Origin of the sequence: Amycolatopsis sp. NPDC057786 (genome assembly GCF_042797905.1) — a bacterium.
In the GTDB taxonomy this organism is placed as follows: domain Bacteria; phylum Actinomycetota; class Actinomycetes; order Mycobacteriales; family Pseudonocardiaceae; genus Amycolatopsis.
The window spans coordinates 61,224-72,505 of the sequence record NZ_JBHVKW010000030.1 but is presented as its reverse complement, the minus strand read 5'-3'; the positions used below and the strand labels follow the sequence as shown (position 1 = coordinate 72,505).

The window sequence follows — 11,282 nt, the reverse complement described above, 5'->3', positions numbered from 1 at the left end:
GCCTCTAGCGTTGCGAAAGTGGCTTTCGCAACGTCGGTGGACGGTCGGCCGGGTGGGGGTCGATCGTGACGGGAGGCGCCGGTGCTCTCGGGGATGTCGCGAAAGCCACTTTCGCGACGTCCGGTGTCCCGAAAGTGGCTTTCGCGACGCGAGCATCGGGGTACTGGCTTCGAGGGACGCTGAGGTGTCGACCACGACACGTTTGCCTTGCCCCTCGATAGAACCCTCCTTGTCACTCGCGATCCCACGTGAAACCCGTACATATAAGCATCAAGCAGGACACCGCCTAAGCCCGTCTTCGAGAGCTACCGCCGGAACCAGCGGCGCCGCTTTTCCGCGGCGTCGGAAGGCTGTAGTCCCAACCTTCCGGTCAGGAAGAAGGTCCCCGTCACGATGTTGCCGCGCGCGGGCGGCTGCGCCAGCTCGGTGGCCGAGATGGCGACGTCGAGCTCGATCGCGGCGATGGTCCGCACCCGGATCCGATGGAATGCCTTGCCGGTAAAGGTGTTCACGGGACTTTCGACATCGACGACCTCGCCGGCGAACAGCGCGTGAGCGGAGGGCGTCCAGCCGGGCGCGGGCTCCTCGAGCGCGAAGGTGCCGGACGGGATGAAGTGGTCGGCGGCGAACTGCAGTCCGTCCTCGTCCTGCGAGGCCGCGTAGGCATCGGCGTCGGCGTGCACGGTGATGTCTTCGGCGAGCGCCGCCAGCACCAGGGAGCCGGACTCGAGCCGTCCGCCCGAGTCGGCGAGGACCGCTCGGTCTTCCAGCTCGACCGCGACGGGGCAGATCATCTCCCCGGCGACGCCGTCGAGGAGGTCGAGCATCGCGGTCTCGTCGTCGACAAGGCGTACGTCGCGCACCGGCACCGCGGGCGCCGTGCCCGCCAGGCACGGCAGAAGGAAGTCGATCTCGCCCTTGCGGACCTGCGCGACCAGCCGGGCGCCGGAAGGATCGGTCCACACGTGCTCGCTGATCTTCCTGTCGATCTGCCGGGCCGTGCCCGCGCCGATCAGCGAGACCACCATTTCCCCGAACTCGTCCTGGTTGCCGACGCCGATCCCGATCGCCTCGAAGTGGCTGGCCATGATCATTCCCCCTGTTGCCTTGTCCGCTGGAGACTACTGGCCTGCCGGAACAAGGTCATCCAGGTTTCCGCGGCGTTTCTGGAAGACTGGCCGCCATGAACGAGACCGCCCGCGAGTTCGCCCGGTTGCGAAGCCTGATCGAGCGGGAACTACCCGGTGCCGCGCCGTTCCTGCCCGGCGCTTCCGAGCGCGACCTCGACCGGCTCGCCTCCGAGACGGGGCTGGTCCCGCCGCCCGACCTGTGCGCCCTGCTGACCGTGTCGGCGGGCCAGGACGACCCCGACCAGCTGAACGGTCCGCTCAACTACCAGCATTTCCTGACCATCGACGAGATCATCGAGACGCACCGGATGCTGACCGACGTGGTCGGCGACCTGGCGACGCCGGTCGAGCAACCTTCCTGGTACCGGTGGACGGTGTGGTCGGAATCCTGGCTGCCGTTCCTCGCGTTCCAGGGCGATTGCCACTTCCTCGACCTCGATCCCGGCGACCGCGGCACCCTGGGTCAGGTCGTGTCCCGCCCCAACGTGCCTGACCTCGATGAGCCGAAAGCGCCGTCGCTCACCGCTTTCCTCTCCCGTGCCGCCGACCTCGTCGAAGCCGGGCACGTCAAGGTCGAAGAAAGCACGTTCGTCATCCCCGAGCTCAGCTGAGGTCGCTTCTCGTGGTGCGATGTCACGCTGGGTCGGCCATTCGGCCGATGTACACCCGGCCGATGAGCCGATCCAGTGGTGATCATCACCCCATAGCGTGACGACTGTCAGCAATTCGTCGTCCACGGGGAGTTCACGAAAATGCTTCGCAAAACAGGTGTACTGATGGTCGGATTGGCCGCGGCGGGAGCAGTGCTGGTACCGGGGATCGCCGCGGCGGCCGACGGGCCGACGCCCTACGTGATCGGTGGGCGCGACGCCACCGAGGACTATTCGTTCATGGTGTCGTTGCAGGAGGGCGGGAGGCACTTCTGCGGCGGCTCGCTGATCAGTGAGAACTGGGTGGTGACCGCGGCGCACTGCGTGCGGGGAGCGCGGCCGGACCAGATCAGGACCAGGATCGGGGCACGGCAGCACAACAGCGGCGGCACGGAGACCGGGGTCAGCCGGATCATCGTGCACCCGGACTTCGTCGGCCAGCAGCCGCCGGGCGGGGACATCGCGTTGGTGCGCTTGGACAAACCGGTGACCGAGCGGCCGATCAAGATCGCCGAGGCCGTGGGCGGCGCCGGAACGGGGACCCGGATCCTCGGCTGGGGCGAGCACTGCGCCGAGCAGAACTGCGGCGCTCCCGAGATCCTCCAGGAATTGGACACCAAGGTCATGCCGGCGGAGGATTGCCGGAATTTGGCCACGGGCAAGGAAATCTGCACCGGTTCCGACACGCCGGACGCGATGGGCTGCTACGGGGACTCGGGCGGGCCGCAGATCAAGGGCAGGCCGGGTGAATGGGAACTGGTCGGTGCCACCAGCCGCGATGGTGACGCGGATCCGAAATGCGCCAGCGGGCTCGGCATCTGGACGGATGTGACGGTGTACCGGGACTGGATCGCCGGGCAAACGTCGACCGTGGCGTGATGCCGGGGCGTGTCGCGAAAGCCGCTCTTCGGCACCGCGGGAGTGGCTTTCGCGACACAGCCCTGACGGGCTTACCGGCGGGTCTTCTCTTCCAGTGCGCGGCGTCGAGCGGCCACCTCGTCGGGGTCGTCCCCGAGGACCAGAAGTTGCAGGGTGCTTTGCCTGATCGGATTGTCCGTGTGGCCGGTGTCATGGCCCGCCACGATGAGCAGGCCACCGTCCGCCAGCGCCGGGCGGACCTCGGCGAGCAGGTCGGTGAGCGAGCCGGCGACGGTCAGCTTCACGGACTCGGCGGGGTGGTCGAGGGCGTCGGGGCGGACGGACTGCATCGCCAGCAACGGGATCGAGCCGCTGGTGATCCGGAAGTTCAGGTCGAGCACGACCTGCTGGCCGTCCTGGGTCTGGGCGCAGTCGAGGCTGCACAGGCCGCGGTAGCCGACATCGGCCGCGCGCTGGGTGATCGCCAGGCATTCGGCGAGCAGTTCGGCGGGGGGAGTGGTGACCGCGCCGAATCTGCCGCCGGTGTAGACCCCGGTCGCGTCGACGCGTTGTTCGGTCACGGCGAGCAGCCGAGCCCGCGCGTCCGCTCCCACGTAGAACTGCAGTCCCCAGTTGCGCAGGATCCGCAGGTACTCCTCGACGACGAACTCGCCGAGTACATCGGTGAACGACGGCAGTGTGATCCGCTCATGGGCCCGGTGCAGGTATACGTCGAGGCTGCCGCCGTGCGCGTCGTTGGTCGCGGCCTTGAGCACCCACGACTTCTCCGCCGGCGCCGCCTCCGCGAGTTGCTCGCGGGTCACGACGCTGCGGTGCGCTTGGAAGCGCGGATCGACCAACGTGGTGATGCTGGCCTTGTTGTTCAGGTAACCGACCAGTTGCGCGCTTTTGAGCGCGCGTTCGTCCGGGCACAGCGTGGTCGGCTGGGGGTACTCCATCGACATCAGCAGGCCGTCGGACATCGCTTCGGTCACGCGCGCGGTGAATTCCCGTTCGCTTCGGAACTCGCGCAGGTCGGTGCCGACAGGCAGGCCGCTGTCACGCAGGAGCGCCAGCAGCTCCGGATCCGTGCCACCGGCGCTGCAGATCACCGGCAGGTCGGCCGCGACGGCGATCGGTCGTGCGGAGACAACGTCACGGCTGTGGCGGTGCTTGTTCACTGGTTCGGCGGCGGCCAGCTCGGGCCGCGCGCAGACGGCGATACCCGGGCCGTAGACGTCGGTGAGGGAACGAGGAGCGCTGACGGCGTACGGCAGGACTACGGGGACACTGATGGAGGATCTCCTGTGGAGTGAGTCGGACCGGCCAGAGCCGGCTGCGGTGTGCGGGTGGAACGAGAGAACCTGTGCCGTCAGCCGGGGCAGGCCCGCGGCCTGTCCACTGCGGTAGGGCCCGACCTGGTTACTGTGACCTCATGGCCGAGAGCCTTCAGATGACGAACGTGGGCAGGAGCGCTGCAACACCCAGCCTACTCTCGATGTCCAGCGGCGAACCCGCTGGTGATCGGCTCGTCGGCCGCGTCGCACGTTGCCCGTAGGGGCAGCCAGGGGTACCCGAAGGTCTGCCGTCGCGCGGCTGGCCGGTCGGCGCCGCCGCGATCATCGTGGGAAGACCGCCGTCCGAGGAGGTCCGCAGTGATCCATGAGGTCGATGAGGCGCTGCGGCGGCTGGTCCGGGGCGAGGCCCGGCGCGGCAGCGAGATCGAGGTCGCGTTCGACGCGCCTACCAAGGAGTGGGCGGCGCGGCGCAACGCCCCCACGGTGAACGTCTACCTCTACGACGTACGCGAGGATCTGCGACGTCGCTCGCGTGGCCTGCTGAACGAGTACGACCCGCACGGCAAGGTCTCGGCGCGGCACCTTCCGCCCCGGCACATCAAGCTGTCCTATCTCGTCACCGCGTGGACGCAGCGCCCGGAAGACGAGCACCGCGTCCTGTCCGACCTGTTGCTCGGCCTGCTCTGCCACGACGCCGTCCCGGAGTCGGCGCTCACCGGGTCGCTGGCCGAGCTGGGCCTGCCGGTGCCGATGACGGTCGCGTTGCCGCCGCCCGAGGACCGGGCGTTCGCCGACGTCTGGACGGCGTTGGGCGGCGAACTGAAACCGTCGCTCGACGTCGTCGTGTCCGCGCCGGTCCACAGTGGACGGGTGTACCCGGCCGAACGGCCGCCGCAGGAAGGCCTGAAGCTCGACACCCGCGACGGCGAGCTGATCGGGCACCATGTGGCGGAGAGCGGGGCGGTCGAAGGGCAGCGCAGGGTCGCGATGGCGCGTACCCACCGGAAGTCCCGATGAGCCTGGAGTACCTGTTCGGGCGGCTGGCCCGGCTCGAACAGCGGATCCGCGACGCGGTCGAGAGCCGCCGGGCCGCCGACCCGAACCCCGACGACCCCTTCCGCGGGCTGTACTTGTCGAACGAGACGATCGACGCGCTGCTGGAGGGCCACCGCGAGCCGTTCCCGCCGTTCACGGACTCCGTGCCCGAAGGTCGCCTGTACCCGTTGGCGCAGCGCGCGGGGCTCACCGGTGTCGACGTCGAACTGCTCCTGGTCGCGCTCGCGCCCGACCTCGACAGCCGGTTCGAGCAGTTCTACGGCTATCTCAACGACGACGTGACCCGCCGCCGGGCGACGGCGGGCTTGGCGTTGCGGCTGTGCGGAATCCCTGAAGCGTCGGCCGCCGGCCGGGCGCGGCTCGACGCCGACGCTCCGCTGATCACTTGCGGTCTGCTCACCATGGAGGAGCAGGAACGCCCCTTCCTGTCACGCACGCTCCGCGTACCTGACCGGGTCGTGAACCACCTGCTGGGCGATGATCGGCTCGCCCCGGAACTCGCCGGGTGCGCGCGCCTCGGCACGAACTCCGCCGACGTGGCCGGGGCCGATCGGCTCACCCGTGCGATCAGAGGCCGGGTCGGGTTGGTCTATCTGCGGGAGCATCCCGGTGGAGGTGCCGAAGAACTCGGTGTCGCGGCACTGACCGCCGCCGGTTTTCCCGCGCTGGTGGTCGACGCGCCACGGTGGCAGGCGGAATCCGGACAGGGTGAGCTCACCGGTTCGCTCGTGCGGGAGGCGTTGCTGCGCGGTGCGGGGCTGGTGCTGGGCCCGGTCGACGACTCCCCGCGCTTGGAGAAGCTCGCCCATCCGGCGGTCCCGTCGATCCTGCACGGCACCGGGGCCTGGGATCCGCGGTGGAGCGCCATCCCGCCGTTGCAGCTCGACGCTTTCCCCCTGTCCGCGGCGAGCCGGGTGGATCTGTGGCGCGGCCATCTCGACGGCGGGCTCGCTCCGGATGTCGACCCGGGGGAGGCGACCGCGCATTTCGTGCTGGGGCCGGGACAGATCGCCCGCGCGGCGAAGGCGGCGTCGGTGACGGCGCTGGCCGATGGCGGGCCGGTGCGGACGTCCCACCTGCGCGCGGGAGCGCGGAGCCAGAACGCGGCCGGTCTGCAGCGGCTCGCCCGGCGGATCGAACCCGCGGTCGGCTGGAGCGACCTCGTGCTGCCGGCGGGCGTACTGTCCCTTTTGGACGAACTGGCCGCGCGGGCGCGCTACCGGGACCAGGTGCTCGACGAGTGGCGGATGCGGCCGGGCGGCGGCCGCGGCCGAGGTGTGACGGGGCTCTTCGCCGGGGATTCGGGGACGGGCAAGACGATGTCCGCCGAGGTCGTCGCCGCCTCGTTGGGGCTGGATCTCTACACCGTGAACCTGGCGACGGTGGTCGACAAGTACGTCGGCGAGACGGAGAAGAACCTGGAACGGATCTTCACCGAGGCCGCCGGCGTCAACGGAGTGCTGCTGTTCGACGAGGCGGACGCCATCTTCGGCAAGCGATCCGAGGTTCGTGACGCGCACGACCGGTACGCGAACATCGAAAGCGCCTACCTGTTGCAGCGGATGGAGACATTCGACGGTATCGCGGTGCTGGCCACCAACCTGCGGGCGAACCTCGACGAGGCGTTCACCCGGCGGCTGGACGTGATCGTGGACTTCCCGTTGCCGGACGTCGAGCTGCGACGTCAGTTGTGGGACCGCTGCCTCGGCGCCCGGATGCCCAGGGCCGACGACCTGGACCTGGGTTTCCTCGCCGAAGCCTTCGAACTCGCCGGAGGGCACATCCGCTCGGCCGCGGTGACCGGTGCGTACCTGGCCGCGGAAGCAGGGCGCCCGGTGGCGATGACGGATCTGGTCGGCGCGGTCGCGCGGGAGTACCGCAAGCTGGGCAGACTGTGTCTCGACCGCGAGTTCGGTCCGTATCTGGCGATGGTGACCGACGGCTGACCTGCCCGTTCGGGCAGCCGATGCCACCCCTTCGGCCGCGCACAGCAGCCTGGTGCGCGGCGCGGCGACGGCGCAAGCTGGCAGGCGGCGTAGCGACCCGAGGGAGCGGACCATGCGCGGGCACAGTCACGACAACGACCTTGAACCGAGCTTGCGGCCCAAGGGCGATCGGGTGGACCGGGACGAGGGCGGTCTGCTGGGCCGCGCCGCCGCGGCCGGGCGCACCGATGTCCTCGGTCCCGCGGGCATGCTGGATCTGCAGCGCGCGGTGGGAAACGCCGGCGTGAGCACCCTGGTCGAGGAGGAGCGCTCCCCGGTCCACGACGTGGTCACCTCGGGCGGCGCGCCTTTGGACGCCTCGACGCGCGCGGACATGGAGGGCCGCTTCGGGCACGACTTCGGCGACGTCCGGGTGCACACCGACGGCGCGGCGCACGACTCGGCGAAATCCGTCAACGCGCAGGCCTACACGGTGGGTTCGAACATCGTGTTCCAGCGGGACAAGTACGACCCCGGTTCGGATTCGGGCAAGCACATGCTGGCGCACGAGCTGACGCACGTCGTCCAGCAGCGGAGCGGGCCGGTGGACGGGACCGACGCCGGTGGTGGCGTGAAGGTTTCGGATCCCTCGGACCGGTTCGAGCGCGAGGCCGTCGCGAACGCGGACCGGCTGATGTCGGCTCCTGCTGTGTCGCCGACAGGGCCTGCGGTTCAGCGGTGTGCGGACGACGGCGAAGCGCACGTCCAGCGCGAAGAAGCTCCTGAGGCCGAGGAAGGCGAAGAGGAGAAGATGGCGCAGACGTACGTGCAGCGGGAGGAAGAGGCCGAAGAAGAGGCTTCCTAGCGCCAACGACCGGCGCTAGGCGCTGTCCTGCAAGTCCTGTTGGCGGTCTCCGCACGCAGGTGTCGCGAAAGCCACTTTCGGGACATCAGACGTCGCGAACGTGGCTTTCGCGACACGCTCCGGCTGCACACAACCACTTGCGGGAAGGCGTCGACCTGCAGGACAGCGCCTAACCGTGTCCGATCCGCACGTCGCTGAGGTTCTGCAGATCTTCGTTCAATGTCTGGGCTTTTTGGGCGAGCTTGCGCCTGGTCTCCGCTCCGATATCGCTGTCTTCGACATCGCGTCCGAGTTTCTTCTTCATGACCGCGAGTATGTCCCACACCTCGATATTGACCTTGTGCGTATCCCGGAGTTCGGCGAGGTCTTCTTTCGAAGTCGAGGCCACCGCGCTTCCCTCGCCTTCGTACACACTCGCAACCTGGATGGTGAGGTTGATCGCGTGTTTGGGCCTGGTCCGCCCCTTCTCGTCTTGTCCTGCCTCTTTCAGCATTTTGAAGCTCATGATCGCCGTAGTGCACTCACTGCACGGCGAACGGGTCACCTGCAACACGATGTCGACAGGCTGGCCGGGCACGGTGACCTTCTTCCAGCTGCGGTTGATCATCGTCAGGCACTTGCGTTCGGCATGGCGTCCTTTGGCACGCGATGTCGTGATGTGCTGGCCGTTGACCGTGGCCACGCAAGTCGTGCCTTCGCTGAAGTCGAGGTCGTCGAGTTTCAAATGCATGGCGGCCAGCACCTTGGCCGCGGCCGCCGATGGCGAGCAGGTGACCATGACATCGAATACACCGGCTTTCCCGTCGGACCTTTCGAGCGCGATCCGCTTCAGTCCTTTGGGCTGGTAGGTATTGTAGATTCCCTGCAGGACCGAGCGGACTTCACCGGCCTTCGCTGATCTGGGTAGTTTGGCGGAGATTTCGGAGTTGACCTGCCCTCGTACGTCTCCGGGTGTCTCCTCGCCGTTCTTCTTGTCCTTCTTGCCCTTCAGTTTCGACCAGATCTTCTTGCCCGCCTTGACGATCGTCCCCACGACCGTGTCGATCACCTTGCCGACGGGAGCCTGGACCTTCTCCAGGATCGACTTGATCTTCTCCGAGATCCCGCCCAGCCCGAGCAGGCTCGCCAGGAACCCGAGCACCATCGGTAACGCCTTGGCCAGGGTCCGCTCGATCAGTCCCGCCACCGCGCCCGCCCCGCCACGGGCGATCGACTCGACCGAGTCCAGCACCGACGAGACGAACTCCTTGATCTGGGCGGCCTTGTCGACGAAGAACAGCACGATGTCGTAGATCGCCTTGCAGGCCTTGATGAACGCGGCCGCCGGGTTGAGCATCGAGATGATCCAGGTGATCCCCGCCTTGACGATCTTCTCGATCACGAATTCCTTGATCTGGCCGAGCACCATCTCCTTGAGATCGCCCAGCTTCTCGACCACCCAGCGCCAGAGCCCCGGCACCCCTTCGGTGATCAGGATCTTGACGACCTCGAAGGTCTGCTCCAGCTTGGCGAGCACGGGTTCCGGGATGAAGCGGAGAATCCGCGCGCGCACACTCGCCCAAGTGAGCCCGAGGATCGACATGACCATCTTCAGGATGCCCTTGGCGTCCAAGGACTCCGGGATCTCGATGCCCGCGCTCGCCAGGTTCCCGAGCAACCAGCCCTTCAGGCCGTCCTTGAGGTGCTGCACGATGTTCGCGCCGAAGTTCATGACGCCGGTCTTGACCGCGTTGACCAGATTGCCGAGGAACTCGATCGGTTTGGCGATGATCAGGCCGACCGCGTTCGCCGCCCGCGACAGCACGCCCAGCAGCATGTCCTTCAGCTTGAGGATCGTGTCGATCGCGCCGCCGACCGCCTCCTTCGCCTTGTCCCACAGGCCTTTGTTCTCCGCCTGCAGCGTCTTGATCTCCTCGTCGACGGCGTTGCGGGCTTCGCTGTACTTCTGTGCCAGATCCTCGACCAGTGCCTGCTGTTTCTCGTCGACGGAGCTTTCGAGCTCGTCGAACTGGCCGCCGAACTCCTTGGCGGCCTCGCCGGCGATCTTGCGCAGCGCCGGGGATTGCGAGTCGACCTTCTGCCGCACTCGCTCGCGACCTTCGGCGATCAGCCGTTTCGCTTCACTGAGCTGCCCGCCGACGAAATCGGCGATCTCGCCGATGACGCCCTGCATCTTCGACTCGTAGACCTTCTTGGCTTCGAGGAAGAGGTTGTTCGCTTCGGCTGGCAGTCCGGCGAACAGGTCGTAGCTCCAGCGGGCCGCACCGGTGACGCCGTCGTAGCGTTCGTCCTTGTACTTCTTCATCCGGGCCTGGTGGTCGGCGGTGAACGCGGCTTTCGCCGCCGCTTCGCCGGTCTCGAACCGTGTGGCCACCTGATCGTCGAGTGCGCCGAGGACCGCCTCGACCTTCGTCTTGGTCTCTTCGAAGATCGCCTTGATCTCCCCGGTGATCCGGGCCCGGTCCTGCTCGTCCTTGGCTTTCGTGGCCGACTTCGCCGCCTGCCCGCGCTGGCCGGCGGACGACCGCGCGCCGGTCATACCCGCCATCGCGGCCTGTCCGGACGCCTGCGCCGCGTCCGTGACGGCGGCCAATTGTCCCGCTTCCGACTCGCGAACCGCCGCGGGGGCCGACGCCGTGTGCTGTTCGCCTTCGCGTTTCGCCGCGAGCGCGCCGGTGAACTCGGGCTCGTTGGACTGTGCCAGCTGCTGGTCGGTGACCCCGGCCTCGGCCATCTTGCCGTGGGTTTCGCACTGGCCGGCGCGCAGGTCGGTTTGGCCGGGCGGGGCCTTGTCCGGCGTGGCCTTGCGCGCGTCCGGCGGGGACAACGCGGGCGGTGGCGGGGTCTCCGGCAGCGGTTTCACCGGTTTTTCCGTGGCCCTGCTGGTATCCGGCGCTTCCTTGGTGCGGTCGGTGACGTCCTTGGCGGAAGCGTCCTTGCCGCTGGTGACCTTGCCCAGCACTTCGGACTTGATCTGGTTCGCCTTGCCGGAGGAGGCGAACTTGTCGGCTTCGTCGAGATTCTTCGGTGCCTGCTTGGCCACGGCGGCGTTGACCGCGGCGATGAAGGCGGCCTTGTCGAACCCTGCCGGTTTGGCGGCGGCCATCTTGTCCGCCTGCGCCGCCTTGGCCTGGGCCTCCTTGTCGTCGGCGGGCGCGACCGAAGCGTCCTGCGCCTTCTTGACCTCCGCGCCGGCGGGCGGATGAGCCTTGGCAGTTTTCGCCTGTCCGCTGACGTCCTTCTTCAGCGACTGGAATTTGGGGTCCGACGCGGGCGTCACACCCGTCGGCGCGACCGGGGGAGCAGGGCAGGTGCTGCGCTGCAAACCGACGAGCTTCGTCACCGCCGCGTTGCCCGCGGTGGCCTGAAGCCGCAGCAGCGCCGGCGGGGTGGCACGGCGCGCGGGCTTGACCGGCCGCGTGGGTCGCGCGGCCGGGGGTTGTGCCACTTTGTCCCGGCCCGCCGGCATCCCTTCACTTTCGGCTTCGCCGGGCCGGATG

At 68.2% G+C, this 11,282-nt stretch carries 8 protein-coding genes; 5 read left to right on the top strand and 3 right to left on the bottom strand.

Features of this window, described 5'->3' with window-relative positions; all coding sequences use genetic code 11:
• Positions 1-305: 305 nt before the first annotated feature.
• Positions 306-1,088: a hypothetical protein gene (locus ACFVM3_RS18160; RefSeq protein WP_378439969.1), complete on the bottom strand. Its 783-nt coding sequence runs from the start codon at positions 1,086-1,088 to the stop codon at positions 306-308.
• Positions 1,089-1,183: 95 nt separating this feature from the next.
• Between ACFVM3_RS18160 and ACFVM3_RS18155 the strand changes: the two genes are divergently transcribed.
• Positions 1,184-1,741, top strand: coding sequence for an SMI1/KNR4 family protein (locus tag ACFVM3_RS18155; protein ID WP_378439967.1), 558 nt, complete (start codon positions 1,184-1,186; stop codon positions 1,739-1,741).
• Between the two features lie 141 nt (positions 1,742-1,882).
• Complete coding sequence (locus ACFVM3_RS18150) at positions 1,883-2,659, top strand: S1 family peptidase (protein ID WP_378439965.1); 777 nt, start codon at positions 1,883-1,885, stop codon at positions 2,657-2,659.
• A 71-nt stretch (positions 2,660-2,730) separates the two neighbouring features.
• On the opposite strand, the gene ACFVM3_RS18145 is transcribed toward ACFVM3_RS18150, so the two are convergent.
• Entirely contained in the window at positions 2,731-3,819 is a 1,089-nt protein-coding gene (locus ACFVM3_RS18145; RefSeq protein WP_378439963.1) for a hypothetical protein, read from the bottom strand.
• Between the two features lie 474 nt (positions 3,820-4,293).
• Between ACFVM3_RS18145 and ACFVM3_RS18140 the strand changes: the two genes are divergently transcribed.
• The 3 genes from ACFVM3_RS18140 to ACFVM3_RS18130 all read left to right on the top strand — a co-directional run bounded on the left by ACFVM3_RS18140 (position 4,294) and on the right by ACFVM3_RS18130 (position 7,782).
• Positions 4,294-4,953, top strand: coding sequence for a DUF4255 domain-containing protein (locus tag ACFVM3_RS18140; RefSeq protein WP_378439962.1), 660 nt, complete (start codon positions 4,294-4,296; stop codon positions 4,951-4,953).
• Positions 4,950-6,938 (top strand): ATP-binding protein, encoded by a 1,989-nt coding sequence (locus tag ACFVM3_RS18135; protein ID WP_378439960.1) that lies wholly within the window; start codon positions 4,950-4,952, stop codon positions 6,936-6,938. The genes ACFVM3_RS18140 and ACFVM3_RS18135 overlap by 4 nt, the downstream gene beginning before the upstream one ends.
• A 112-nt stretch (positions 6,939-7,050) precedes the next feature.
• On the top strand, positions 7,051-7,782 hold the full coding sequence (locus ACFVM3_RS18130; protein ID WP_378439958.1) for a DUF4157 domain-containing protein: 732 nt from the start codon (positions 7,051-7,053) through the stop codon (positions 7,780-7,782).
• A 169-nt stretch (positions 7,783-7,951) separates the two neighbouring features.
• On the opposite strand, the gene ACFVM3_RS18125 is transcribed toward ACFVM3_RS18130, so the two are convergent.
• Positions 7,952-11,251 (bottom strand): hypothetical protein, encoded by a 3,300-nt coding sequence (locus tag ACFVM3_RS18125; RefSeq protein WP_378439956.1) that lies wholly within the window; start codon positions 11,249-11,251, stop codon positions 7,952-7,954.
• Positions 11,252-11,282: the final 31 nt, after the last annotated feature.

What these genes read in the sequence shown, in the direction of transcription:
- ACFVM3_RS18130 (WP_378439958.1), top strand. Translation starts at nt 7,051, where the DNA reads ATGCGCGGGCACAGTCACGACAACGACCTTGAACCGAGCTTGCGGCCC.
- ACFVM3_RS18150 (WP_378439965.1), top strand. Translation starts at nt 1,883, where the DNA reads ATGCTTCGCAAAACAGGTGTACTGATGGTCGGATTGGCCGCGGCGGGA.
- ACFVM3_RS18135 (WP_378439960.1), top strand. Translation starts at nt 4,950, where the DNA reads ATGAGCCTGGAGTACCTGTTCGGGCGGCTGGCCCGGCTCGAACAGCGG.
- ACFVM3_RS18160 (WP_378439969.1), bottom strand. Translation starts at nt 1,088, where the DNA reads ATGGCCAGCCACTTCGAGGCGATCGGGATCGGCGTCGGCAACCAGGAC.
- ACFVM3_RS18155 (WP_378439967.1), top strand. Translation starts at nt 1,184, where the DNA reads ATGAACGAGACCGCCCGCGAGTTCGCCCGGTTGCGAAGCCTGATCGAG.
- ACFVM3_RS18125 (WP_378439956.1), bottom strand. Translation starts at nt 11,251, where the DNA reads ATGCCGGCGGGCCGGGACAAAGTGGCACAACCCCCGGCCGCGCGACCC.